At 41.0% G+C, this 24,735-nt stretch carries 24 protein-coding genes; 17 read left to right on the top strand and 7 right to left on the bottom strand.

Annotation, left to right across the window (positions count from 1 at the left end; all coding sequences use genetic code 11):
- Positions 1–46: 46 nt before the first annotated feature.
- Positions 47–892, bottom strand: a complete 846-nt coding sequence (locus EHS15_RS07560) for a hypothetical protein (protein WP_135759948.1) — start codon at positions 890–892, stop codon at positions 47–49.
- A 102-nt stretch (positions 893–994) separates the two neighbouring features.
- The gene (locus tag EHS15_RS07555; protein ID WP_135759947.1) at positions 995–2,107 is read right to left on the bottom strand and encodes a TMEM43 family protein; all 1,113 of its coding nucleotides are present in this window, start codon (positions 2,105–2,107) and stop codon (positions 995–997) included.
- 167 nt (positions 2,108–2,274) lie between these two features.
- On the opposite strand from EHS15_RS07555, the gene speE reads away from it, so the two are divergent.
- From speE to EHS15_RS07515, 8 genes are all read left to right on the top strand, one after another.
- Positions 2,275–3,120: a polyamine aminopropyltransferase gene (speE, locus tag EHS15_RS07550; RefSeq protein WP_135759946.1), complete on the top strand. Its 846-nt coding sequence runs from the start codon at positions 2,275–2,277 to the stop codon at positions 3,118–3,120.
- A 93-nt stretch (positions 3,121–3,213) separates the two neighbouring features.
- Positions 3,214–4,404 (top strand): hypothetical protein, encoded by a 1,191-nt coding sequence (locus EHS15_RS07545; RefSeq protein ID WP_135759945.1) that lies wholly within the window; start codon positions 3,214–3,216, stop codon positions 4,402–4,404.
- Positions 4,394–5,083, top strand: a complete 690-nt coding sequence (locus EHS15_RS07540; protein ID WP_135759944.1) for a hypothetical protein — start codon at positions 4,394–4,396, stop codon at positions 5,081–5,083. The genes EHS15_RS07545 and EHS15_RS07540 overlap by 11 nt, the downstream gene beginning before the upstream one ends.
- Positions 5,080–5,928, top strand: a complete 849-nt coding sequence (locus EHS15_RS07535; protein ID WP_135759943.1) for a hypothetical protein — start codon at positions 5,080–5,082, stop codon at positions 5,926–5,928. The genes EHS15_RS07540 and EHS15_RS07535 overlap by 4 nt, the downstream gene beginning before the upstream one ends.
- 1 nt (position 5,929) lies before the next feature.
- A complete protein-coding gene (gene pyrF, locus EHS15_RS07530; protein ID WP_135759942.1) occupies positions 5,930–6,754 on the top strand; it encodes an orotidine-5'-phosphate decarboxylase in 825 nt (274 codons plus the stop codon).
- Positions 6,755–6,824: 70 nt separating this feature from the next.
- Positions 6,825–8,093 (top strand): NAD(P)/FAD-dependent oxidoreductase, encoded by a 1,269-nt coding sequence (locus EHS15_RS07525; RefSeq protein WP_135759941.1) that lies wholly within the window; start codon positions 6,825–6,827, stop codon positions 8,091–8,093.
- Positions 8,090–8,908: a DUF1365 domain-containing protein gene (locus EHS15_RS07520; RefSeq protein WP_246051943.1), complete on the top strand. Its 819-nt coding sequence runs from the start codon at positions 8,090–8,092 to the stop codon at positions 8,906–8,908. The genes EHS15_RS07525 and EHS15_RS07520 overlap by 4 nt, the downstream gene beginning before the upstream one ends.
- Positions 8,865–10,172, top strand: a complete 1,308-nt coding sequence (locus EHS15_RS07515) for a class I SAM-dependent methyltransferase (RefSeq protein ID WP_425460633.1) — start codon at positions 8,865–8,867, stop codon at positions 10,170–10,172. The genes EHS15_RS07520 and EHS15_RS07515 overlap by 44 nt, the downstream gene beginning before the upstream one ends.
- A gap of 6 nt (positions 10,173–10,178) precedes the next feature.
- Here EHS15_RS07515 and EHS15_RS07510 read toward each other — a convergent pair whose 3' ends face one another.
- Together EHS15_RS07510 and EHS15_RS07505 are read right to left on the bottom strand one after the other, a co-directional pair.
- A complete protein-coding gene (locus tag EHS15_RS07510) occupies positions 10,179–10,688 on the bottom strand; it encodes a DinB family protein (protein ID WP_135759940.1) in 510 nt (169 codons plus the stop codon).
- The gene (locus EHS15_RS07505; RefSeq protein WP_135759939.1) at positions 10,678–11,325 is read right to left on the bottom strand and encodes a Pr6Pr family membrane protein; all 648 of its coding nucleotides are present in this window, start codon (positions 11,323–11,325) and stop codon (positions 10,678–10,680) included. The genes EHS15_RS07510 and EHS15_RS07505 overlap by 11 nt, the downstream gene beginning before the upstream one ends.
- Before the next feature lie 120 nt (positions 11,326–11,445).
- Between EHS15_RS07505 and EHS15_RS07500 the strand changes: the two genes are divergently transcribed.
- The 3 genes from EHS15_RS07500 (at position 11,446) to EHS15_RS07490 (ending at position 13,451) form a co-directional block, all read left to right on the top strand.
- A complete protein-coding gene (locus tag EHS15_RS07500) occupies positions 11,446–11,892 on the top strand; it encodes an SRPBCC family protein (protein ID WP_135759938.1) in 447 nt (148 codons plus the stop codon).
- A gap of 55 nt (positions 11,893–11,947) precedes the next feature.
- Positions 11,948–12,310 (top strand): PLU-1-like domain protein, encoded by a 363-nt coding sequence (locus EHS15_RS07495; protein WP_135759937.1) that lies wholly within the window; start codon positions 11,948–11,950, stop codon positions 12,308–12,310.
- Between the two features lie 88 nt (positions 12,311–12,398).
- On the top strand, positions 12,399–13,451 hold the full coding sequence (locus tag EHS15_RS07490; RefSeq protein WP_135759936.1) for a DUF1574 domain-containing protein: 1,053 nt from the start codon (positions 12,399–12,401) through the stop codon (positions 13,449–13,451).
- Here EHS15_RS07490 and EHS15_RS07485 read toward each other — a convergent pair.
- Positions 13,375–14,946 carry a peptidase MA family protein gene (locus EHS15_RS07485; protein WP_246051941.1) on the bottom strand — a complete coding sequence of 524 codons (1,572 nt, stop codon included), beginning with the start codon at positions 14,944–14,946 and terminating at the stop codon, positions 13,375–13,377. The genes EHS15_RS07490 and EHS15_RS07485 overlap by 77 nt on opposite strands.
- 3 nt (positions 14,947–14,949) lie before the next feature.
- Here EHS15_RS07485 and EHS15_RS07480 point away from each other — a divergent pair, with 3 nt between their 5' ends.
- From EHS15_RS07480 to EHS15_RS07455, 6 genes are read left to right on the top strand one after another with little or no spacing between them, the layout of a single operon-like run.
- Entirely contained in the window at positions 14,950–15,600 is a 651-nt protein-coding gene (locus EHS15_RS07480) for a hypothetical protein (RefSeq protein ID WP_135759935.1), read from the top strand.
- Positions 15,601–15,634: 34 nt separating this feature from the next.
- Positions 15,635–17,107 carry a nucleotidyltransferase family protein gene (locus EHS15_RS07475; RefSeq protein WP_135759934.1) on the top strand — a complete coding sequence of 491 codons (1,473 nt, stop codon included), beginning with the start codon at positions 15,635–15,637 and terminating at the stop codon, positions 17,105–17,107.
- Complete coding sequence (locus EHS15_RS07470) at positions 17,100–18,140, top strand: NAD-dependent epimerase/dehydratase family protein (RefSeq protein ID WP_135759933.1); 1,041 nt, start codon at positions 17,100–17,102, stop codon at positions 18,138–18,140. Before EHS15_RS07475 ends, EHS15_RS07470 begins: the two co-directional genes overlap by 8 nt.
- A 1-nt stretch (position 18,141) precedes the next feature.
- Complete coding sequence (locus tag EHS15_RS07465; RefSeq protein ID WP_135759932.1) at positions 18,142–18,864, top strand: glycosyltransferase; 723 nt, start codon at positions 18,142–18,144, stop codon at positions 18,862–18,864.
- Entirely contained in the window at positions 18,861–20,402 is a 1,542-nt protein-coding gene (locus tag EHS15_RS07460; RefSeq protein WP_246051939.1) for a hypothetical protein, read from the top strand. Before EHS15_RS07465 ends, EHS15_RS07460 begins: the two co-directional genes overlap by 4 nt.
- 10 nt (positions 20,403–20,412) lie before the next feature.
- Positions 20,413–21,636 (top strand): AZOBR_p60025 family cell surface glycopolymer formation protein, encoded by a 1,224-nt coding sequence (locus EHS15_RS07455; RefSeq protein ID WP_135759931.1) that lies wholly within the window; start codon positions 20,413–20,415, stop codon positions 21,634–21,636.
- 1 nt (position 21,637) lies between these two features.
- Here the strand turns inward: EHS15_RS07455 and EHS15_RS07450 are convergent, their stop codons facing one another.
- Positions 21,638–23,122 carry a PDZ domain-containing protein gene (locus EHS15_RS07450; protein WP_135759930.1) on the bottom strand — a complete coding sequence of 495 codons (1,485 nt, stop codon included), beginning with the start codon at positions 23,120–23,122 and terminating at the stop codon, positions 21,638–21,640.
- Positions 23,122–24,645 (bottom strand): S1C family serine protease, encoded by a 1,524-nt coding sequence (locus tag EHS15_RS07445; RefSeq protein WP_167884186.1) that lies wholly within the window; start codon positions 24,643–24,645, stop codon positions 23,122–23,124. The genes EHS15_RS07450 and EHS15_RS07445 overlap by 1 nt, the downstream gene beginning before the upstream one ends.
- Between the last annotated feature and the right edge of the window lie 90 nt (positions 24,646–24,735).

Here is a 24,735-nt window from a genome sequence, read left to right as displayed (position 1 = left end):
AACTTATGTATAGTAAAAAAGAAGGGACGAGAAAGGGACTTCCTGCTTAAGGTTTGTATTTTTTAGCGTCTTCCAAACACTCCGATTTGATCACGACTCTGCTCATGGTGGAAAAATAGGACTGTGCGAAATTATTTAAACTGGTTTTGCCTTCGATCTGGTGGTACATCGCACAGGTTGTGTTTGTACAATGTTTTCCGTTAGGGATGTCTTGGTGTTGGGAAGTGAGAGGGATTCCATTATTGACAAAACCCAAAGCATGTCCCAATTCATGAACGACTGTGACTTGTTCGGCGATAGGTCTCATGTTCGCTGCGAAATCTTTGACTACGTCTTTAAAGACCACTGTGACGGGAGTTCCTCCTATGTTCACTCCGACCACGCTCGTATTGGGAGAGCCGTTGTTGTCCAAATGACCGTTCACATAAACCAGAAAAAAACGAGCCGTTTGAAAGTCGGATCTTCTCGATTGATAACGACTTGCTAAATCCAAAATTTGAGATACCGTCCATGTGGATCTGTTCTGTTTGGGAATGTTTTTCATTTCGCTGGAGGAAGTGGGAATCACAACGTTTACCGTATAATCTCTGTCTGCGAAAATTGCTTTTAGATTATCTTCCGTAACGGACCAATACGGACTTCCGCCTAACGCAAAATTTCCGGCTTCCGGTTCTGCTCCCGTCTCGTAAGCGATTTCCAATTCCACCTGTCTGACTGTAGAGAAATAAACGGACGGTTTGTCCGGGTTATTGTAATCGGAGAGATAGAGAAGTGCGTAAAAGCCCAGTTCTTTGCGATTGTCCGTTTCTGCGACTGTACAATGAGAAATCGGAAATATAAGAAACGGTATCAGCAATAAAAAGAAAAGGAACTTGCTGGAAAAAAATTTCATAGTTCGGTCTTTTATAAGAGACAGAATTTTTTCCCAAAAGTTCCTCTTTTTTAGCGAAAAAGTATCTCTTTTTAGGGAGATACTTTTCGTTTTTTGTGTGGATTAATTTGTAACTGGAGGTTTGTTTCCGAACTTTCCTTTTTGATACATTAAGAAAGCGAAAGCGCCTCCGCCTAGAAGCAGTAAACCGATTCCTAGAAGCGGACGGAAGAAAATCCATGCAATCGCAATGGTTGTGAAAGAAAGAGAGAAGGAAAGAATTCCCGCAACCAAACTCACTCCCATTTCTAAAATACCACCTAAGATCGGGATCCATCCGCCTGCAGCAGCAATCGGTCCGAACAAAAGTTTGAATCCGAAGAACATAACTAGAAATCCCACCAATCGCAGAATCCAAGTAAGGAAAGTGTTCGCTTCTTGTTCTTCACGGAACATAGTCGCTGCATCTTTTTTACCGTAGCTGAAAACTAAGATTGTAGTATCTCTTTTCGTTTGGTATCCGTTTAAGCTGTTCCCGTCCAATAGTCCGATTACGGAAGCAGTTCCTTCCGGAGCGATTTTATGAGACACACGAATGTCACCGATTTCCGGTTCAGCAGGATCTTTTCCTAAATAGATTTGGCCGTCATGAATCTTCGCTTTCGCACCGAATTTAGCTTTCAATCGATTGATAGTTGCTTGGTCGTAAGTAAGTTCATCGTTTGTTGGAATGCTTTGAATGAGAGGAGTCGAAAAATCGATATTTCCCAAAGTTACGGAATCCGCATAAAAAGTTTCCGCTTCGTACGGAAAGTTCGGATTTGAGTGCCCTGACTTCTCTTTGAATTTGCTGGAATCGATTTTGAAAGAAGACCACTCTTCATGATAAGTATATTCTTTTTTTGATTTTTTCTCTGAATCTTCGGTAACTTCCTCTTTCCATTGGTACATCTCAACTGTACGGAAGAGTCCTAGTCCTGCTTCATCGATTGCGAAATCAGAGTCTTTTATTTTAGCACCGGCTTTTGCTTCTCCAGATGCATGAATTAGTTTTCCATCGTATTTTCCTAAGTCTTGGGTAGGATTGATGCTCACTACTAGAGCCGCCCCTTCTTCCAAACCTTTTGCAACATCTACAGATCGACCTTCGTTCAAAAACAAAATGGGAAAAGAAACGATGATAAGCACCACTCCGCCCAATGTTCCTTTTAAACTTTCAGTAAAATTTCCGAGCATAGAATCTCCCTTTTCTAATCAAAATTGGCTGAAAGCCAAGGTTTTATTCCTGGCTGAGAATCTGGAAAGAACTTTTTCAATGGGTAAAAAAAACTACACTTCCCATCCATAACCCTAAATCTGGCAAAAAACGAAATGAATTCGTACAAAAACTAAGGAGCAGAGGAATGGAGATTTGGTATACGGAAAAGTTGGAATTAGAAAAAGGAAGAGCGGTCAGTTACAGAGTGACTAAAACCTTAGATAGTATCCAAACTCCTTTTCAAAAGATCGATATTTTTGAGACCCAATCCTTCGGGCGTATGTTTACTTTGGACGGAGTGACTATGGTCACGAACAAAGATGAACATTCTTATCATGAAATGATTGCCCATATTCCCATGATGAGTCACCCGAACCCTGAATCCGTTCTTGTGATCGGAGGAGGAGACGGAGGAACCGTAAGAGAAGTTCTGAAACACCCTTCCGTGAAAGAAGTGGTTCTCTGCGAAATCGACAAAGCGGTCGTAGATATCAGTTATCAATATTTTCCGGAATGTGCGGATGCCATGAAGGATAAAAAAGTAATCCATCATTACGATGACGGAGCTAAATTTGCCAGAGAAAACAAAGGCAGATTCGATGTGATCCTTGTAGACTCCAGCGATCCCGTTGGTCCTGCGGAAGTTCTTTTCAAGGAACCATTTTACAGAGATATGGCGAGTGCCTTGAAGCCTACGGGAATCATTGCGACTCAAGCGGAATCTTTTTGGTACCATGGAGATGTGATTTCTTCTCTCTTCGAGTTTATTCCTAAAATTTTCCCGGAATACGGATATTATTATACGACTATCCCTACGTATCCTTCCGGGATCATAGGGTTCACTTTCCTTTCCAATGCGATTGATCCTTACAAAGTAACGCCGGATATCAGTCGTTTACCGAAAGGTTTAAAATACTACAGCCCTGAGATTCACAAGGCAGCTTTTGTCTTGCCAGAATTCGCCAAATCCTTTATCAAAAGAAAAGGGTAGATCCGCTTGAAATTGAAGCCGTCCTTTTTTTTTACATTTATGAAGAAATGGTACGGTTTCTTTTTAATCTTTATCCTGTTCTCGGGCGGGTCTTTGTTCGCCCAAGAATCTGAGGCCGTAAAACTTGAGTTAGAAGCCGAATATTACGAGTCCAACGGTTACCCGAATGCGGCGGAAGAAAAAAGAATCAAAGCCGCCCAAATCAGAAGAAAAGATTTTCAATTCAGAAAAGACTACGAAACTCCCGTTTCGGACGTTCATAAAACCAGACCTTTCGATTCGGGAAATGTTTCATTTTGGGGAGGGTTTTGGGAAATAGGAATCCGAGGAAACAGAAGTTTTGCCGCATTCGGTGGCGGGGAAGATTGGCAGGATAAAAACGCAAGACTTTGGTTCCAATCCGGCTCTCCTTTTTTTCCCAGAAGTTCCATTCCTTATCAGAATGAATCCGTTCTTCCTCTCACTGACGAACCTAAGTCTTTCTCTTCCAGACAAATAGTTCCCTCTATCACTTTATCCTACAGAAGAGAAAATCAAAAATGGGGAATCGAATACAGCAATCTTCCTTTCCAAACTTCTTATACTCATAATACTTTCGGTTTGATTAATGGTTTCCAAACCGCTCAGTACGAAACCAGATTCAGAATGTTGGACCATCGACTCGTATTGAAGATTTATGAAGAGTTTCGAAAAGACAAATGGTTCAGTTGGGATTTCGGAATTAGAACCGGAGGATGGAGAACCGATTCCGCTTATTATTCCTCCACTTTGAACCAAGCGGGTGCGATTCGGGAAAATGTTTCTTTCGTGGCACCTAGCGCCGGAATGCGTTACTACCAGTCTTTTCCTTTGGGGATGAGACTAGAGTTAGGTGCCGACATCTTTCTGACTCCGTTCGGAACTTTGGATTACAAAAGAACCGTCTTAAAAGATCCGATGTACGGTGCAGAGGGAGCGATTTCCGGTTTAAACCAATATTATTCCATCGAATCCGGCAGACCTTTGCAGATGAATCTCAGCGGATTCGACTTTCACTTCGTATACTCCTTTCTTTTTTTGAAACAACATAGATTAAATTTCGGATTTCAATCCACCAGTTATACCTGGAAAGCTAACGAAAGTCAGATGCCGAGATTCACAGCAGTGAATGTCGATTCTTTGGGAGCGGGCGTTATGGATTGGTACAAATCGTCCGCAATTTACGAAGCGGACGGAACCGGGAAAAGAACCTCTCGTTATTTCAGTGTGCTGAATCTTTATTTTGGGTACAGTTATGCGTTTTGAAAGAAAAATCACCTCCGCCATCGTATCTTGTCTGCTACTGATACAGTGCGGTGTTTCTTTAAGAGTCTATCGTCCTTTCCCTGAAGAGATTCTTTTCGAACGAGTGCGTCCGATTCCCAATGTCACAGTAACTGTTCCAGCAGGATACGAAACAAAACTGGGAATCTATGACGGTTATTTTTTCAATCCGGACGACTTGGTGAATGAATACGGTCATCTTTCTTATCTGATCCGAAAAGATCTTTCCATTCGCGGCGAAAGATTCCCTCGTTTGATTCGGGAAGGGGGAAAAATCCAAGTGACCGATTTTTTATTGGAATCGAAAGACGATTGTTCTTCCAACCTGGTGCAAGTTAGGCTGCGTGCTTCCGTACAAATCGGTAAAGAAAAACCGGAAGTATTCGACTATAAGGATAGAATCGAATCCCATGTTACGAATTGTTTTCATGTTTTTTCAACGGTTACTCTCGTTCCTTTGCTTTGGTATGTTCCTTATATGGGCTACAGGGGAAACAGAGAAGATCAAATCAATCAATTGGGCAGAAATGTGATGGAAGAATTTTTTCTGTTTTTGGAAAACCAAAGCGGATTTAATTCGAGCCCTAAACTTCTGAAAAGGCAGCACAACCAAGAGCCTGTAAACGATCCCAAACTGAAGGAAATCCTGGATAGTCTATGAAATATTCGTTCCTTCTTTTTATTTCTGTTCTATTTTCGATAATCAACTGTTATTCGATTGAAAAAAAATACAATTATGGGAATCCTTATCTTCCTTCGCCCGCTTTTGAAGAGGAAGATCCTCAATTCGAAGAAGGAGAGCCTGTTTGGCTTTTGGATCAAATCGGTAACATACTTTCTTTCCCTTCCAAACTCATTCTTTGGAACCGAAAGGCTGACAATCATGATATTTCTCCTGAAACGAAACAATATCTGATCAATTATATCAAAGAGAATAACCTAAGAGATGTTAAGGTTAGATTCAATCAATATGCTCCGCTTTCCGAATGGAGAAGGTTGAGTAAAAACGAAAACATCAACCCAATTGTGAAATATTTTTTCGGATCCATCTCTCTTATCTCCTACACTCTGTTGCCTGATCGTCTTTTTGCGGGATTGATAGGAGGAGATCACTACAATTCTTTCACAAACACGATCAATATCTATTCCGACCTTCCTGCCGTGGTCATCCATGAAGGAGCCCATGCGAAGGATTTTTCCCAAAGAAAATACAGAACTTTATACGCCAGCATGTATGCGATTCCGGTAGTGGGTGCTTTGTACCATGAAGCTCGCGCTTCCGACGATGCTTTTAATTATTTTGCGGAAAAAGAAGATAGAAAACAATTGGAAGAATCTTACGAACTTCTTGTCCCGGCTTACTCCACTTATGTGGGGGGCGCTGTAGGAGACATCAAAGCGAATCCCGTGACGGTTCTTACTGTGATCCCCGGTCATATCTACGGATGGTACAAAAAGGGAAGCATCGACGAACAATGGGAAGCCAGAAAAAAAAGAGGCAAATGATTTGGGAACATCTTCTTTCTTAAAAAAATTCACCAAAAGAAGAGAGGAACTTTCTTCTCTTCTTTCTGTCGGGTTGGATCCTGAATGGGAAAAACTCCCTTCCGTTTGTCTTTCTTCCGAAACTCCTTTGTTTTCTTTTTCCAAATCCATCGTGGAAAAAACGCATCCTTATGCTACGGCTTGGAAACCGAACCTTGCCTTCTTCGAAAGATTCGGAGCAAAAGGTTTCCGTGAATTCGAGATGTATGTGGATCTATGCCGCGCAATCTGTCCTGAAGTTCCGATCATCGCCGATGCGAAGAGGGGAGATCTTGCCAACACTGCCAAAGAATACGCTAAATACTATTTCGAAACCTTGCAAGTGGAAGCGCTTACCGTAAATCCTTATATGGGAAGAGACACTTTGCTTCCTTATTTGGATGTGGGAGGTTTTATTTTCATTTTGGGTCTTACATCCAATCCTTCCTCCTCCGACTTACAAAAGTTAGTTATCCAAGGGAAAGGAGAATTTTTGTACGAAGAAGTTTCCGATTTTACGGCCAGGCTTGAGTCCGAATACCCCGGGCAAGTGGGGATCGTAGTAGGGGGCACTCATCCTGCAGAACTGAAAAAAATCAGAGACAGGCACCCGTCTCTTATCTTTCTGATTCCCGGATTCGGAGCGCAAGGGGGAAGTTTGGAGGAGATTTATGCGGCAGCAGGTAAGAACTCCGTCATCAATTCTTCGAGAGGGATCACTCTTCTCACCAAGGAAGATAACTTTGCGGATCTTGCGGAGAAAAAAGCCTTGGAAATTCATACGCAGATGAGCCGCCTTTTCGGCTGAAATTTTCGTCCTATATTTTTTAAGTCCGAGATTCTTCGGGCTTTTGTCTAAGAAAAGACCAGAGGAATAAGTGAAACAAAAACTCGCTGTAATCGGGACAGGCATTGCAGGATTAGGAAGTGCCTATTTTTTATCCAGAGACTACGATCTCACAGTATTTGAAAAGGCGGATTATATCGGGGGACACACTCATACTGTGGATGTTCCCGAAGATGGGAAACAAATCCCCATCGATACCGGCTTCATCGTATTCAATCATGTGACCTATCCCAACTTACTCAGATTATTTCAAGTTCTGAATGTACCTACCAAAAAGTCGGATATGTCTTTCAGTGTTCAATTTGATCCCACAAAACTAGAGTTCTGCGGTTCAGGTTTGAACGGACTTTTTGCGCAAAGAAGCAATTTTTTCAAACCTAAATTCATTAAGATGCTTTTGGAAATCGATCGTTTCAACAAAACCGCTCCTTCCATTTTGGAAGATCCCGAATACGATGATTGGGACTTGGGAAAGTACATGAAAGAAAACAAATACGGAGAAGATATCCTCAATTATTATTTGATTCCCATGAGTTCCGCAGTTTGGACCACTCCTCCTGATTTGATGTTGTCTTTCCCTGCAAAGTCTCTCATTCGATTTTTTTATAATCACGGTTTTTTAGGTCTCAATACTCAACATCAATGGTGGACTGTGGACGGAGGGTCGAGAGAATACGTGAAACGAATCACTGCAGGTTATTCTGATCGAATCCGCCTGAACTCTTCCGTTAAACAAGTGCTTCGTGAAGATGGAAAAGTCAGGGTCGTTTTGGAAGACGGAAGTTCCGAAGTTTTTGATAAGGCGGTTCTTGCGACTCACGGACACATTTCTGCAAAACTTTTGGGAAATCCAGAGCCTTTGGAACGGGAGCTTCTCCCTCTCTTCGCCTATCAGAAAAATACGGCCACTTTGCATACGGATGCATCCGATATGCCTCGCAAAAAACTTTGTTGGTCTAGCTGGAATTATAAAATCATTCGGAACGATTCCGGCAAAGATCTTCCTTATACCATCTATTGGATGAACCGCCTACAAAGAGTTTCCGATAAAAAAAATTATTTCGTTACCATCAACGATCCTGGCAGAGTCCGAAAAGAACATATTCTCAAAGAAATCGAATACGAACACCCTTTGTTTTCCGTTCCTTCCTCATTGGCTCAAAGCAGACTGCCTCTCTTAAACGAAACAGGTCCCATTTATTATGCAGGAGCCTATTTTAGATACGGATTCCATGAGGACGGTTTTTTATCTGCAGTGAATGTCTCTAGATCCATATTAAAAAGAGATCCTTGGTCATGAACTCCCGCATCTACGATGCGGTTGTATCCCATACGAGAACCTCACCGCATAAGAACAGCTTTAGATACAATGTTTGTACCTTTCTGCTCGACTTGGAGGAGTTGGACGAACTGGACAAGGAACATCTTTTTTTTGCTAGAAATTCTTTTTCACTTTTTTCCTTTTATGATAAAGATCACATCCGATTCGGAGAAAAAGACACTCTTAGTAACCTGAAAGCTTTTTTATCCGCATCGGGGGTATCTGAAACGATAGGAAAGGTGTATCTTCTCACCAATCTACGAGTTTTAGGTTATGTCTTTAATCCGGTCAGTTTTTATTTTTGTTTCTCTGAAAAAGGAAATTTATTGTGTTCTGTTCAGGAAGTAGGAAATACTTTCGGGGAAATTAAACCTTATGTCGGTTTAGTGATACCGAATAACAAAGGAACGATTGCAAATCCTCAATTTCATATCAGAGTGAAAAAAGATTTTTACGTATCTCCTTTTATTTCTCTCGATTCCGAATTCGAATTTCGACTGAATTTTCCGGAAGAAGATTTGAAAATCGGAGTGGATTCCTGGGAGAACGGAAAACGAATTTTAACCACATCCTTTTTTGGAAAAAAAATTCCATTTCGTAATAAAAACCTTGGCTTTCTATTTGCCCGTTTTCCTTTCGTAACAGTCAAAATAATAGTTTTGATCCATTGGCAGGCACTAAAGCTTTGGCTCAAACAAATCCCTTACATAAATAAAAAAGATAATTTAAATAAACAAACAGGAGTCTCCCTTGGACAAGTCAGTAAACCAGTCTCTATTGCAAAATTCGACTGAACCGACCCTTTTTACAGAACAAAAACGAAATACAAAATCACTTCCCATCTACGAGAAAATCTTTTTCCAAGCGATGAAATCCATGAAAAAAGGTTCTTTGCGGATGATCCTTCCTGACGGATCGCAAACGTTTTTAGGGAATCCCGACTCGGGACAAGAATCTAGGTTTCATTCCGCTCTGGTTCATGTGAAGGCAAATTCTTTTTTCAAAAAATCAGTGTTATATGGTGATATCGGATTTGCCGAATCTTACATAGACGGAGACTGGCAGACCGATTCGATCGAAAATGTGATTTCCTGGTTCATTTTGAACGTGGACGATTCTCCCAGTCTTTCCGGCTCGAACAAAAAGAAGTTTCATCTCGATCTATTCAGCATCGGAAATAAAATTCTTCATTTTCTACGCAGAAACAGCCTGAAAGGCAGCCGAAAAAACATTGTGGAACATTACGATTTGGGAAATCGGTTCTATAAATTATTTTTGGATCCTTCCATGACCTACAGTTCCGCTTATTTTACTGATCTGGATCAAACTTTGGAAGAGGCGCAAGAGAAAAAGGTAGATCTTCTCTGCAAAAAATTGAAGTTAAACGAAACAGACCATCTTTTGGAGATCGGAAGCGGCTGGGGTTATCTTTCCATCTATGCTGCGAAAAAATACGGATGCAAAGTGACTACTGTTACTCTTTCCGATGAACAATTTCGATATGCAAAGGAAAGGATCGAGAAGGAAGGTTTGTCCGATCGAATTGAGATCCGAATCCAAGACTATCGTAATCTTTCCGGTTCTTTTTCTAAAATCGTCTCCGTGGAAATGTTGGAAGCGGTAGGAGAAAGATACTACGAAACTTTTTTCCAGAAATGCCAAGAACTTCTTCCTCAGGACGGGATTCTCGCCTTACAAGTGATCACATCTCCCGATTCCCGCTTCGAATCTTTCCGCAAAGGAATCGATTTCATTCAGAAACATATTTTCCCAGGTTCACTTCTTCCTTCCATAGGAAGAATGAACGAGGCGATCAATAAAACGGGAAATATGCATTTGTTTCATCTGGAAGATATGGGACTCAGTTATGTGAAAACTCTACGGCTTTGGCTTAAGGCTTTCGAAGAGAATCTATCCGAAGTGAGAAACCAAGGTTACGATGAGACATTCATCCGTAAATGGAGATACTATTTGGCGTATTGCGCCGCTGCGTTTCAAATGAGAAACATCAGTGTTGTGCAAGCGGTTTATGTGAGACCGAACAATCTAAATATATAGCTTTAATTAGGTGGTATTCATCCTTTCTTCCGCTTGGAGCATATAAACCAAATCTATCTCGGGTGAAGAGTAACCCATTGCAGTGATGGCAGCTATGATTTGTCCTCTGTGATGGGTTCCGTGGTTGAATACATGTGCCAAAGTCAAAACATAGGGCAGATTTGCCTGAAACCCTCTCATTGTACTGTATTCCAGTTTATCGGGAATCTCTTTCAGGGATTTGATGAAAGTTTCCCATTTTCCAGATTCTTTGATGGCGACTTCCTTCAAACGGGATCTATCCGGTTCCACTTCACTGTCCAAGGAAACAACGGGAGAAAAATTTTCTGCGAACCGATTGTACCAAAGTCTTTCGGCAACTAACAAGTGATTGAGAGTTCCGTGAATCGATTTAAAAAATAGACCGAAATCTTTTTTGTAATCCTCATCCGGAATTCCTTGGATGTGCAGAAATAAATGACCTGTCGCCCATTGGTGATAACGAGCCAGAGTGAGTAAATGTTCTTTAGCGTCCATGTCTTGTTTTCAGCCTGAAAAACAGCCGATCTATTGCAACGATAAATATTCCAAGAATGTAATATGCAAGGCTTAGAAATAGAAAATTTCGAAGAGAAACCGCATACCCTAATTTTAGAACGTCCGTAAAAGGATAAGGGTAAATATGTATGATTTCCCCTCTGATAAATATATAAATTGCATAAATCATCGGATATAAAAGCCAGAAAAAAGCGTTCTTATAAACTTGATTTCCCTTCTCTATATACATCAGCCAGTAAACGATATAAAGCAGGGGCACCGTGGAATGAAGATTGATGTCTACGATGTATTGTAGACCTTGAGGATTCCAGACTCCGGAAAGAAGAAGATGATACACGATCCCCACAATTAGAATATATACTAATATTCCTGTCTCTACCGTGGATCTGTGAAGGAATTCGTTTAACTTAGATTTAGGGAAGGTGAGAGGCAGGAAAAAGTAGGCAGCAATTAATATATTGGTCCATATCGTCATATAACTGAAATAATTTATGACCGCTAAACCGTAAGAACTCCCTCTGTCTTCCGCAACCGTGAGAGACAAGGCCAATTGCGCCCCTAAAGTGAAAATACAAATGACGGAGGAAATAAATTGAAAAATAAAAAGGGAACGCATGTATCCGTCCTATGTTGTCAGAATCTAAATAACGAGGATAAGAGTTTCATCTTCTTCTGTCCATCTGTCTTTATGAAAAACGGGTTGCCAAAGGATCGTAGAGGCCCCAACCTTTGACGTATGAGGGAAACTCGATCCGTTTTTGATTTCAACGAACCAATTGAAAGACTTTGGTCTGCCATTACCGTTTATGAAGTGTTAACTCACTGGCTTGCGGACGAGGTTCGTGGCAGGCCGAAAGAAGGAGGAGATTTCTCCTGGACTTGGAAATTGGGAATCGAAGGGGATTTTACCACTCACGGAACCTATAAAAAAATCGTTCCCGGCAAAGAGTTGATTATGGAATGGAAAGACCATCCTGCGGGAGATATTTTTTTGCAGTTGTTATTCGAATCTGCTGCTCCCGGGAAATCCAGGCTAACTGTGGTTAATGGGGGATATCCCAATTCGGATGCCTTCGATGTTTGGATGAACGGTGCCAAAGAGGGCTGGGAAGAACAAGTGACTCATCTTGTTTCCTTTCTAAAAGAAAATCCGGACTTCACAAAATTTGCAAAAAAAACTTGATCTCTCGACTCCTTCTAAAATCCTGGTAAAAGTAAGGGTTATAAGGAGGGGTCATTTGGAATTTCCTGCACTAGAAACCTATTTTCAAAAACTGACAGACATCACTGATAGAGTTGCCATGATGAATAATCACTTCGATGCGACTCCGGAAGCCGACATTCCTATGTTATATGAGTTTTTTGAAGACATTCAAAAATACTCTTGGGAAACGACGGAAAGAGAATATTATGATCTGTTTACCAGTTACTTCACATTCCACGTAAAGACGGTAGAAGAAATCATTCAAGAGGCGAGAGAAATCTTAAATCCTGAAAATCGGGAATATGTCAAAAAATTGGTCAGCCATACGCGCCAAGCAGACGACTGGTTCCTCAATCTAAAAAAACGCCGCAAGATACTTAGAACACAAGTAGCTTAAATTTTACTCTCTGGGAAAATCCCAGAGAGGTTCCTCATGCCGATCAATTGGCTTTACTTTTAATCCCCGTTTTTGTTCCTTTTACCTTATGCGAGGGAAACCCTTTTTATTTTATCCGGTCATTCTTTTTGGATTTTTACTTTTAGTCGATTCCATCTTTCGTATCCCTTTCGTTCAGCTTCTCACAAAACTCGATCTAACTGCTGTTAATTATTCTGCAAAAAGAACCTTATTGGAGAATTTAATCTCCGAAAAGAAAACAAAGTCTGATAAAAAACTGATGTTGATCTTAGGATCTTCCAGACTTCTTTATTTCGATGCGGAAGATTTGAAGTCTTTTTATCCTGACTGGGAAATTTATAATCTTTCTTCTGCGGTCACGACCCCCGCTTATTACGATTACCAACTCACTCGCATTCTGGATGCAGGCATTCGTCCCGATTTGGTTTTAATGGAGACAGATCCCAATCAATTCAATCAAAACTCCATCTTTAAAATCTCCAACCTAACTTATAGTTTCGATCTTCCTTATGTTTTATCCAATGCTTGGCTGTTTGGGAAAGACAATGTGAGTTTTTTCTTAGGTAGAAAGATATTCGCAGTGGGAACATACAAACCCTATCTGGATCAGATGTGGAGAAATTATAAAAATCCGAATTTGGAAAGTTTCGTTTCCATGAACCAAACTACGTTCGATTTTATCGTCCAAAACAACGGGCACGGTCTTTCGCCTATTGATAATTATGTGGAGAAAGATGCGAATCTTCTGGATTTGACGAGTCACAGGACTTTAGATTGGCTGTTTGCTTCTTATGTTCCCAGTGAAATGCAATACGGGTTCTATGAAAAAATCCTAACTCGATTGAAGTCGGACAATATCCGTGCCATCATCGTTTGGCCGACATCTTCACCTAACTTTGAAGATTTGATTAGCAAAGAAAAGGCTGTTTCCGCTTGGGAAGAAAAAATCGGATCCGTCTCGGGGAAGTTCGATCAGTCGATTTTGAAATTAAAGGAAGATCCTAATTATTCTTGTAATGCTTTCGCAGACGGAGGCCATATCGCTAAGGAGTGTTATCATTCTTTGATGCGGGCGGTTCAACTGGAATACTTCCGACGTTATGAAACTCATCGTTTATAAATCCTGTTCCGCAAAGGGGTAAAGCCCCTTTCTCCGATCTTTCTCCTTCCGTAATCAAACTTTTATATCTGCTTTCCGCGCTTTCTTTCGTTGCGGTAAGTTCCCTGATGGAAGAAGTAGAACTTGCGGAGTAGGCACCCCAAGCAAGAACAGTTCTAGTATTCCCCGAATTTTTGACAGTTGCGATGTTCATATATGGCAAGGTAGAGAAATTGGAAAAATTAATTGCATAGCTATTTGCTGAACCTGTGGTAAGAACAGAATTTGCGACAGGAACTGGAACGATCGGTGTGGTGGCAAGATCTGCCAAGTTGCTTCCCAAAGGATACATTGTATATGCTCCCGATAGGTCCACGATGCTGGTTGTTATCGGGCTGGTAGCAGTAACTCTTTCCACATTAGAAAAGTTAGTCGCTGCACTTGTCTGTCCCATAAGAAGAATGAAGGTTCTGAAAAAAGCTTCCGTATCCGTTGCGCCAAGTAAACCCGAGTTATAAGCGGGCATATCTCGCAAAACTGTCATAAGCTGGCCTGCATACCCCGCCCTGATTCCTATGCTGTTTCCTTGTACCGTTTTTTTGAAAAAGGAATTTCGTTCCGCATCCGTGCTTCCCGAGATATCGTAAATATATCTCATATAGACATAGGCCAGTGCGTATTGTTTGAGTATTGTGCTGGAATTGGTTTGATTGGACCAATTGAGTAAGGATACCCCGTTCGCTCCGTTCGGACAACGTGCGGAATCGGTTCCTCTATAACATTCGATCCTGTATTTCTGCGGCCCGAAACCTGCGATATCACTTGCGACTTCGCTGGTTCCTTCGTTGATCCAAAGATCATCGGTGGCTCTCGTTTCCACCATAAAAGGATAACGGATCAAATGTTGAAATTCGTGCGCAGCTGTGGATGAAAATGCTGTAGGATCCCTGACCAAGCTGTCGATGAGTTCCTTACCGTCTAAGTAAAGAACTTCCGCATAATTGGAACGTAACGAAGATTGTTTTTGATCCGGAAAATAATTGATAGGATCATAAAAACCTGCCACATAAGAAGTGTTTGCTTTCGCTCCGTCGATGATATCCAATACTAAGATTTTAATTTTACCGTTTTTGTCCACATCGGAAGGCGCTCCGAATGCGGAAACTAACTTAGGATAGGTTTGGTCGTTGAATTCGACTGCGAAAGCCTGTAGATCATAGTTAACCGATAGATTTTTTTGTCTGTACACTTCCACATTGGGTTGGGATGCCACAAGTTCGACAGGAACACAATAGCTTGTTTGTGTTTGAATGTTCCTGGCCCAAATGTCTCCTCCCGTTTCGCAGTTGCCTGAAGTGAGATAGGTATAGGCGGCTAATCCAAGAAGAAGATTGTTATGATTCGATTCCTGCTTTTGTAGGCCAGGGATGATATTACAGAAGGAAAAAGGCAAGAGGAAACAGATAGACAAAAACCAACCTGAGATCCAAGTTTTAGGAATTCGATCACGAACCATTCTATGAAAAACCTTCTCTTTCTTATCTGGGGAATTCAATTTCTTTTTTCCACTATTAGTATCAACGCTAATCCTTCTTCCGGAATTTATCTTTCTTCCAAAATGAAAACGGAACATGGATTTTTGATCTTAGGTTTGGATTTGATTTCCAATCAAAAAGAATCCTCTTTTTTAGCCCAGGAATTGAGATACCATTCCGAGAGAGGTTGGGAAGAGGTATTGTTTTCCGGAAGAGCGGAAAAGAAGGAAGAGATCTGGAATTTATTTCCTAAATCCTGCCAAGTCCGTTCCAGCTTATTATTTGAGACGAAAAAAGGGCTGCTCCGTCGGTTCGATTGTGAACATCTTTCGTTTCAAATTCATGGAAAGGGAGAAAATCGGAATCTTTCCTCCAGTTTGTTCGGAACATTTACGAATGTTCCCCTTCCTTATTTTTTAGAGGGGGTTTCCGGGGAGCCGATCGGAATTTCTTTCCCGCTGCCGAGCGGAGAAGAGGGAATTTGGGGGTTCCATTTGAACGGTTTAGGGAACAAAAACCCGATCCAAATTTGGGACCACAAGAAGCAAAATTGGGCGATTTGGAGCCGGTTTATGGCACCGGAACCGGATTTTGATTACTCTATCTATAGGTGGAGAAGAACCTTTTCTAATTGACCGAGAACCTAGTTGCCGAGACCTTCGATTTACATTGAAAAAGATCAGAATCGGGGTCATCGCCGCTGCCGGAAAAGGCACCCGCGCTTATCCGCGAACTAGTTTCATCCCCAAACCTCTATTTGTCATCGAAGGAAAAAGCATCCTACATAGAAATGTGGAGTTATTGTACAAAACCTTCGGAGTGGAAAAAGTATACATTCTGGTAGGTCACCTCAAGGAACAAATCTTAGAGGAGATTGCGGTCATCCGTCAGGCATTGCCTAAAATCGTCATCGAACCTGCGCACTGGACGGAAAAAGGTTTGGCTTCCGATATCGCCAGTTTGGAAAAATTCATCAATGAACCTTTTTTAACCATACTCGGTGATGAATTCTATTATAAAACCGATCACGAATTATTTCTAAAAACTCTAAAAACGCATCCTAAACTTTGCGCCTCCATCGGGATCGTGAAAACCTCTCTTCTTTCCCGCATCAGAAAGAATTATTCAGTGGAATTAAAAGAGGATAAAATCCTCAATCTTGTGGAAAAACCGGAAGATCCGCCTAACGAACTATTGGGATTGGGATCCTATCTTTTCACTCCTCGTTATTTTGAATATTTCAAACAAACTCCTCCTGCCGCCAAATCGGGAGTGATCGAAATCACGGACGTCATCGACAAGATGGCAAAAGAATCGGAAGGCGGAGTTTACGCAACTCACCTAACATGCGAATATTTCAACATCAACTCCATGCAAGATTACTATCATGCGGTGTATGAAGTAAGAAACGATCTTTTTTCCAAGTTTAAATGTTCTCTAGTGATTCCTACCAATAACAACGAAAGATCGATCACGGATGTGATTGTCGATTTTAAGGATAAATTCCATGAAATCGTTGTGATCGACAATGAGTCAACGGACGCTACTGTCGCTTTGAGTAAAAAGGAAAAGGTAAAAGTTTATACTTTTCCGGGAGACGGAGATGCGAGTCGTTTGGGAGAGCAGGTTCGCCGAGGCATTGAACAAGCAACAGGTGATATCATCGTTGTTGTTTCTCCGGACGGGTCTTTCCGTTCGAAAGATTTCCCGAAACTTTTGGAATACATGAAAGATTCCGATATGGTGATCGGTACCAGAACCACAAGACAGATGATCGAACAAGGCTCCAACCTAAGTCCTTTGTATAGATTGGTGAATCTGTTTATGGGTAAAATGGTGGAGATATTCTGGTGGGGGCAAGAGCCTAGATTCACGGATGCGGATTGTCACTTTTTTTCGATCTGGAAAGAGTCTTATGCTCAAACCAAACAACAATTAAGAGCTCAGGACAGAAAGTACGTGGTGGAACTGATGATCGAGATCGTTCGTTCCCATATGCGATGCATTGAAATTCCTGTTTCTTATTTCAAACCTGTTTCCGGCAAAAAATACAGTTTTGCAGATATGGTTCGGGACGCTTTCAGCATTTATAAATTAATTATTACAAAGAAGTTTTTTCTAGGAGAAGAGCGTAATGGCTAATAAGGTTTTAGTAACTGGTGGTTGTGGGTTTTTGGGATCTCATGTTTGTGAGTTATTCAGAAAAGAAGGTTGGGACGTGGTTAGTTATGACAGCATGACTAAATACGAACTGAAAAGAACCGGTTACGGAACGGATGCAACTAGAGACTATAACTGGAATTATCTGAAGTCACTTGGTGTGACTATGGTGAAGGGAGATATCCGTAATTTGGAACATCTTACCGATAGAACCGAAGGATGCGACTATATCGTTCATACTGCGGCTCAACCTGCGATGACCATCTCTTGGGAAGATCCTGAACTCGATTATTCCACAAATGTGCTCGGGACTTTCAATGTTTTGGAAGTTGCCAGAAAAAGAAAGATCCCTGTAGTTAATACTTCTTCCATTCACGTTTACGGAAACTCGATCAACGACAGTTTGAAAGAAGGCACTTCCGCATACGAAAGATCTCCCGTAGAGATTCCCGAAACACAACCTACGATGGTGGGTCAGATTTCCCCTCTCCATGCTTCTAAAATGAGTGCGGAACATTATGTAAGAGCTTATACGGATATGTATGGAATCAAGGCTGCAAGTTTTCGATTCACTGGAATTTACGGAGAACGTCAGTTTGGTGGAGAAGATCACGGTTGGGTGGCGAATTTCGCAATTCGTTCTCATTTCGGCCTTCCTCTTCGTATCTTCGGTACGGGAAAACAAACAAGAGACATCTTACATGCGCAAGACGGAGCACAATCCTATCTGGCTTATTTCAAAAATCCGATTCCTGGAGTTTACAATATCGGAGGAGCTAGCCCTCATAAAATCTCCCTTTTGGAATGTATCCAATTGATCGGAGAGATCTTAGGTAAAAAACAAGAGATATTGTTCGAAGTGGAAAGACCTGGAGATATGAGATATTTCATCTGCGATATTACGGAAGCTAAAAAATTCGGCTTCGCTCCTACCATCAAACCGAAAGAAGGCGTTACTCGACTTCTGAAGTGGATTGAGGCGAACCAAGAAGTATTCAACATCGCCGGCAAATAATATGGCAGCCAAAACTCTAGTTGTAATTCCTGCATATAACGAAGAATCTACGATTGAGGAAGTCGTAAGAGGAGCCATCCAATATGCGGATGTTTCCGTTACGGACGATGCATCGAAGGATCAAACTCCTCAAATTTTGAAGAAATTGCAATCGGAGTTCGGCAAAAGACTGAACGTCATCCGCCATGAAAAGAACACTCATATCCCCGGAGGGATTCAGGACGGTATGAAATATGCCGTCGCCTCCAAATACGATTGGGTCATCACTATGGATGCCGGTCTTTCTCATGATGCCAATCGTTTGAAAGACTTCATCGCCTTTCCTGATTGCGATTTGGTGATCGGAAGCAGAACATCCACCGTGAACGTGCCGTTTTATCGTAAAGTGGTTTCCTTTTTGGCGGCAAGAGCAATGAATTATTGTTTGTCGAAAGGTCTTTTTAATATCATCGGGCCTAATATCAAAGATTGTACTTCCGGGTACAGAAGATATTCAAAATGGGCTTTTGAGAAAATCGCATCTTATCCTTTGGAATCCGTAGCATTCGACTTTCATATGGAAGCTCTTTCCATCGTGTCTCTGCAAGGCGGAACCATTAAGGAGCTTCCGATCACTTATGTGTTCTCTAACAGTTCTTTTAATTCTAAAGTTTTGAAACTCGCGATCGACTTCGCTAAAAAATTACTCTATCGTAAACTGAAATTCATTCCTAAATACCCGTGAATCTTTTCCGCACTTCACTCAAAGCAAGAGCTTTCGCTCTATTCGTGTTGTTATTCGGTGCAACACTCGTTTTGGATTATTTGGTTTTTAATCAGCTTTATTTTTATCTCCCGAATGAGATGGAGTGGGATACCTCTCCTTGGTACAATTTCGAGAAAAAAAGAAAAGATCTGAAAGCCGATTCTTCGCCGAACAAAGTCATTGTGACAGGAAGCTCCGTTGCTCTTTATTCCGTTCTGCCGGATGTATTGAATCGAAGAGCGAACGGCTCGTACAATGTTGATTTTTATTCCCATGTGGCAATGGCTCCTTCCGATTTGTACTACTATAAGGAAGATATCGTCAAAACGAATCCTAAAATGGTGATGTATGTTTTGAATCTTGCCGACTTCCAATGGGAATATGTGTTTATCGAAAATGGAAAATTCCGTTTTGAGAAAAAACTTTGGATCGATGAGTTCGCAGATAGATATCCTGCAAAATTGTTTTATCCTCTTGAGTTTCTAAAAGATTATTTTTTCGATATTGGCCGCAAAAAAATCTCTAAATTGGCCGCAAAATCTTTGTTTTATGCCAGTAGATACAGAGTGTTCTTCTGGGATCCCATCGATACTTATATAGAAAATCATTTCAGAAGCGGAAGAAGTTATAATAAATACCAGGGGTCTCTTCCTAAAGAAGGGATTTGGTCCAAAGGTTGGACAAAACTTTCCGCATCTATGCAGTGTGATATTTCTAAAAAGGAAGAAGACTCTATCTTCTTCTCACGCAATCATTCTAAAATTAAGTTTTCCTTTTATCAAACCGAAGAGGATGCATTCAAAAAACTTCCTCTCGTTCATTCGGAAGAACGCATTTTTTCCAAATCTGGTTGGGTGGGAATCGCTTGGAAAAGTTTTTCTCTTCCTTCTTCTCAATCTTATTTTTTGAAATTAGAAGTTCTGGAAGGGGATACTACCGCCAAAGCTGCCGACCTTTTTAGAACGGGAAAAGATTATCCTGTAGGGGTTCGGTTGTCCCATTATTTCTGCAAAGAACCTAGTTATGCGGATCGTTCTTATCTGAGAGAACCTTACTATGATGAGGTACGGTTTACGGAAATGACCTCCGAGGAATACGATGAAGATTATTTCCAAAGGATGTTGGAATCAGCGGATCAAAGGAACGAATTGTATCGTTTGAATGTACTAAGGCAAAATAAAAAGAAAATCGGTACCACCAAATTCGAAGCATGGATGGAATACACAAGAGTTCTTGAAATCTCCGATTACTTTAAGGAAAAAAATATTCCTTTCGTTTTGGTGCTTGCTCCCGAAAACCCCGTAGAATCCGTTTTATATACGAAAAGTGAATGGTTTCAGGGCATGACGACTCATTTACGCACTCATATAGAATCCAACGGTCAGAATTTCCACAATGAAGTGGATTTTTCTTCCGTAAAACAAATGTTCTTCGATCCTCATCATATGACGTATGACGGTGCGTACGCTTTTCAACCTACACTCGAACAAATCATTTCATCTTCTCTGAATCGTTAGGAGTTTCTTTATGCAAAAACTGTACAGCCAGGTCGAGTTCGGTTTTAAGTTCCTAGATAAAAACTTAAAAGTTTTGATGATCGTTTTTGCAGTCATTTGGGGTGTGACTACCCTCAGTTATTGGAAAAAATACGAATGGAACCCGACGTCCATGGTGAATTTCGGAAAAGAGTTCGCTCTTCAAAATCAGGGAGAAACTCCTTCTTCCGCAATTCTATTCAAAGGAGAAGAAGGAGATTTGGGTGCGGGTTATGACGGGCAAATCTTCTATTATTTTTCTCGTTCTCTTTCCAACCTAACATTGAATTGGCCGAAAGGATTCGACGAATCCTACAGAGCTCCTCGTATCGGTTATCCTTTTTTGATTTCCTTATTCGGATTTTTCGGTAAATACTTTTCGATTTTAGGGATGTATTTTTGGAATTTGTTTTTGATTCTTCTCTCTTTTTTTGCGCTTAGAAATTTGCTTTCGGAGGATTCAAAACATCTATCCGTATTGTACTTGTTAAGTCCGTTCGCTTTGGGAAGTTATTATGTTTTGGTAAGCGATTCCGTTATGGTATCTCTTGTGATTTTAGCCTATTACTGTCTTAAAAAAGAGAAAAATCTTTTTTTCGTTCTGCTTTCCAGTTTGGCGATCCTAACGAAAGAACCTGCGCTTTTCTTTTTATTCCCTTTAGGCCTAAAAGCCGTTTGGGAGAAAGACATTAAAAAAGCGGCATTGATTGCGGCTACTTTAGTCATTCCTGTTGCCTGGCATTTGTATTTATCTTATCGTTTCCCCAATTGGAGAGCCGCTCGTTTAACCGAGTTTATTCTCCCTTTTGAAGGAATGATTCGTTATTTCGAATCCATTTTTACAAGTTTTTCCGCACAAATTTCTTGGAAGGAATCGGCAAGACTTTTGTCCAGATTTCCTTTGGTCGTATTATTCATGTTAGGGAGTTTTCTTCCTTTTACCGGAAAGATCAAAAAAGGCTGGGAGTTTAGGATTTCTTTTTTACTGGTTATGTTTATGATCGGAACGGCAGGGTTTTATCATTTTTGGTCCGTGTATGAAAACGTTTCCAGAATGTTCACTCTTTCTCTGCCTGCGTTGATTTTACTGGCAGATGAAGATAGATCTCTTATCAAAAAAGAATATATTCTTCTTACAATCGCCTTACTTGGGTTATTTCTGATCAAGGCTTTGTTTATTACAAAGCCTATGCTCTATCAGATCGGACTCGGTTAGTTTATAGATTCGTAGACTTAGCGATTCGGAAAATTTTCATTGCCTCTTCATTGAGTTTTCCGAGTTCTTCCTTGCCGAATACGATTTGGGTTCCATCTTCCGTTTCCAAAACCAGAAAGTCTTTCTGGTTTGCGGAAACGATTCTTTGAAGATCCGCTAAATTTTTCACCTTCTCGGAATTTACCGATTTAAGAATCAATTGACGTAAGGAATGATAAGCCTGATTTCCCGGAATAGGAAATACATGAGACAATAAAAGAACTTTCTCTTCGGATTCTTCTTTCTGAATTCTATGGTAGTCGTTTAAATATAGTAGCTCTTTATTGCTTCTTGCTCTCCATTGATTTCCCTGCTCCATAAGAAAATGTTCTGTCAGTTCCTGAAAAACAATTCCACCTAACATAATATAATTCGGAATTCTGTATCTGGTATTCCCGTAAGGAATTTTAACTGCGGATTCGGGGAAGGGGGCAAGTTCCATTTGGACTTGTACCATTTTTTTGGCTCGGATGATTTTAAGAGGAATCTTTTTCCCTGATTTAAAACCTAAATCATCTCCTGAGTGAAATAGATAAGCCAAAGATATCTTTCCGTATTTTGGATGGTCGAAGTATCCTTTCGGATCGATTTTGTATCCACCCGCTTCCACGATTACGTCTTCCAACTTCAGTAGTTTAGATGCGGGAGTGCCAGGATAAATTTCTGCGACAATGATCCCTTGGTCTTCTTTTTTCACTCCGTAAAATTCTCTGGAGGTTTTATCGACTAATGAGCGATAACGAAATCCCTTGTAGGAGAATGCGTTTTTTTCAGTCGATTCAATGAATCGTTTGATGGTGAAGCTGGGTATCAATTTGCCCGAATGACTGGAATCTTTGAATTGGATGAGTATTCCTTGAGGGATGCGGGATGCTTCCTCTACGACCAATTCTCCGATTCCGTCCATCTTTTCGTCGGATTGAACTTCCAGATAAGGAAGTTCCACATAACCGTTCGTATATTGGTCTATGTCCAGTTTGATGCTTCTGATCTTTTTTTCGGATAGGTTTCGGTATTCCTGGTATTCGATGACAAGTCCGGAAGAGGGAAGAAATACTTCCGAAGGAAAACTGACTGCTTTGAGCCCTGAGGAGAATTCGGAATCCCCCACCTTTAGAATGGCCAAACCCAGATCCGGATCCAACTTAACTATGTTTGCTGAAAAGTTTTTTAAAGATCCGAATTTTTGAATCTCTATATTTGTTTGGTAATAGACTGTTTGAGCGGTAGTGAGAACTAGATTTTCTCCGATCACGACTCCATAAGAGGTTCTTGTTTCCGGATGTTTGTATCTCCAAGGTTCTGCAAAATTGGGGTATTGCACTGTGGATTTGATTTGTACGATGGAGTTGTCTTCTTTCTCTACTGCGGATGTTTTTCCGAATATAGGTAAAGAAACGAAACAAAGAAAGAGAGTGATAAGGGATATGGAAGAATTACGATTCATTATTCTTTACCTACAAGATGATAACCGTTTGCAATTTCTTGATTGGCTGCCAAAACTTCTTCTCTATTTAAAACCAGAGGAAGGTTCAAGTCTTTGAATCGGATTGTGATGAATTTGGATTTAGAATTTGTGAGTTCTTGTTTGAGATCGTTCAAACTGTTTATCTTTTTGAAATTCACCGAATCTACGGTCATATTCAGAAAATAGTCCAAGGAAGAATTGATCGGATGAGAAAGTTTCCTATACAAAACCACATCTTCTATTTCTGTTTCCCTGATCTCAGGAAAGTATTGAAACCGGTATAGAAATTGACTGTTCCCTGTCGCTTGTCCCGTGCGAACCCAGGATTCCAATACATCTCGGTTCATCGGTTGAAATACTAATCCTGCGAAAACGAAGTAGGGGAAGGGTTCATCGTATTTGGAACGCATAAAATCCATGGAGGTCATTCTTTTGGCGGGGAAAGTCACTGTGATTTCCTTTCCATCTCGGATCACTTCGAATTTGATCTCTTCTCCTGCGAACTTATTGTCCACAATCTCTACGAAATCGATCCTGGATTCGGAATCATAACTCACCGTTCCGTTTTTACCTATGGAAAGACCGTCGATGGAAGCCAAAAAATCTCCAGGACGCAGAAAACCTTCCGCAGATCCTCCTCGGATCACACTAGTTACAAAAACTCCCTCTAAATCCTTGGGGATTTTTTTGAACTTTCTCTGCGTATTGGAATAAGAAGGCTGAACATGGACTCCCAGTTCCACATAACCGTCATAATGCCCGTCTTCCACGTCCTTGATGAAATGTTGTATTACCTTTGTGGGAATGATATAACCTATGTTTTCTCCTTTGGTGGCTGCCTGAAAAGCGACTCCTACAACTTCTCCGTTTTGTAAGGCAGGACCTCCAGAGTTTCCCGGATTGATCGCCGCATCAACCTGGATCACCAAATGGCTGTCAACCTGTGAGTGGGCGTATGTGGATTGTTCGATTCTGGAAACGATTCCCCTACTGATCGAAATTTTACTTCCTCCGATGGGATAACCGATGATGTCGATAGGGGATCCTAATTCGGGGATGGAGCCGATCGTAAAATCATAACTGTCCTGATAAAAGCTCGAAGAGTCCGCTTCCAAAATGGCCAGGTCGCAGTCATGGGCGACAAAGACCGTTTTTAGCTGAAACCATTCGGTTTGGTTGTGCCTTTGCCCTTCTATGAATTTGGCATTGGAAACAACATGAGCGTTTGTTAATATTCTGTTTTTACCGATTAAAAAACCGGTTCCTGTGGAGCCGGAAATATTGGAAGAAAGCCAGGGAGAGTAGGGATCGTTCGCTTGGGAAAAAACTCTGATTTGTACGACTCCTTTTCTGACAGTATCCATACTCGGTTGTTTTGTCGTTTCGGAACCCAAGTCGTTCGGAAAAACAAAAACGGAAGTTTGAAAAATAATGCTGGCAATGGCAAATCTAATTAGGAAGCTTTTGTATTGAATCTTTATGAGTTTCTTTGAGTCGTGCATTGTTGTTTTGACCACACTGATTTCTGCCATCGCAGGGATTGTATCTTTCAGCAAAAACCCGCGCACACCGATGAAGACTAGTTTTTCGAT

Source organism: Leptospira idonii, from assembly GCF_004770995.1.
In the GTDB taxonomy this organism is placed as follows: Bacteria; Spirochaetota; Leptospiria; order Leptospirales; family Leptospiraceae; genus Leptospira_A; species Leptospira_A idonii.
This window is presented reverse-complemented; position numbering and strand designations above follow the sequence as displayed.

Bases quoted from the DNA above. Each gene is read 5' to 3' on its own strand.
- EHS15_RS07560 (WP_135759948.1), bottom strand. From the start codon at position 892: ATGAAATTTTTTTCCAGCAAGTTCCTTTTCTTTTTATTGCTGATACCG.
- EHS15_RS07555 (WP_135759947.1), bottom strand. From the start codon at position 2,107: ATGCTCGGAAATTTTACTGAAAGTTTAAAAGGAACATTGGGCGGAGTG.
- speE (WP_135759946.1), top strand. From the start codon at position 2,275: ATGGAGATTTGGTATACGGAAAAGTTGGAATTAGAAAAAGGAAGAGCG.
- EHS15_RS07540 (WP_135759944.1), top strand. From the start codon at position 4,394: ATGCGTTTTGAAAGAAAAATCACCTCCGCCATCGTATCTTGTCTGCTA.
- EHS15_RS07535 (WP_135759943.1), top strand. From the start codon at position 5,080: ATGAAATATTCGTTCCTTCTTTTTATTTCTGTTCTATTTTCGATAATC.
- EHS15_RS07520 (WP_246051943.1), top strand. From the start codon at position 8,090: ATGAACTCCCGCATCTACGATGCGGTTGTATCCCATACGAGAACCTCA.
- EHS15_RS07510 (WP_135759940.1), bottom strand. From the start codon at position 10,688: ATGGACGCTAAAGAACATTTACTCACTCTGGCTCGTTATCACCAATGG.
- EHS15_RS07505 (WP_135759939.1), bottom strand. From the start codon at position 11,325: ATGCGTTCCCTTTTTATTTTTCAATTTATTTCCTCCGTCATTTGTATT.
- EHS15_RS07500 (WP_135759938.1), top strand. From the start codon at position 11,446: ATGAGGGAAACTCGATCCGTTTTTGATTTCAACGAACCAATTGAAAGA.
- EHS15_RS07490 (WP_135759936.1), top strand. From the start codon at position 12,399: ATGCGAGGGAAACCCTTTTTATTTTATCCGGTCATTCTTTTTGGATTT.
- EHS15_RS07485 (WP_246051941.1), bottom strand. From the start codon at position 14,946: ATGGTTCGTGATCGAATTCCTAAAACTTGGATCTCAGGTTGGTTTTTG.
- EHS15_RS07480 (WP_135759935.1), top strand. From the start codon at position 14,950: ATGAAAAACCTTCTCTTTCTTATCTGGGGAATTCAATTTCTTTTTTCC.
- EHS15_RS07470 (WP_135759933.1), top strand. From the start codon at position 17,100: ATGGCTAATAAGGTTTTAGTAACTGGTGGTTGTGGGTTTTTGGGATCT.
- EHS15_RS07465 (WP_135759932.1), top strand. From the start codon at position 18,142: ATGGCAGCCAAAACTCTAGTTGTAATTCCTGCATATAACGAAGAATCT.
- EHS15_RS07455 (WP_135759931.1), top strand. From the start codon at position 20,413: ATGCAAAAACTGTACAGCCAGGTCGAGTTCGGTTTTAAGTTCCTAGAT.
- EHS15_RS07450 (WP_135759930.1), bottom strand. From the start codon at position 23,122: ATGAATCGTAATTCTTCCATATCCCTTATCACTCTCTTTCTTTGTTTC.
- EHS15_RS07445 (WP_167884186.1), bottom strand. From the start codon at position 24,645: ATGCACGACTCAAAGAAACTCATAAAGATTCAATACAAAAGCTTCCTA.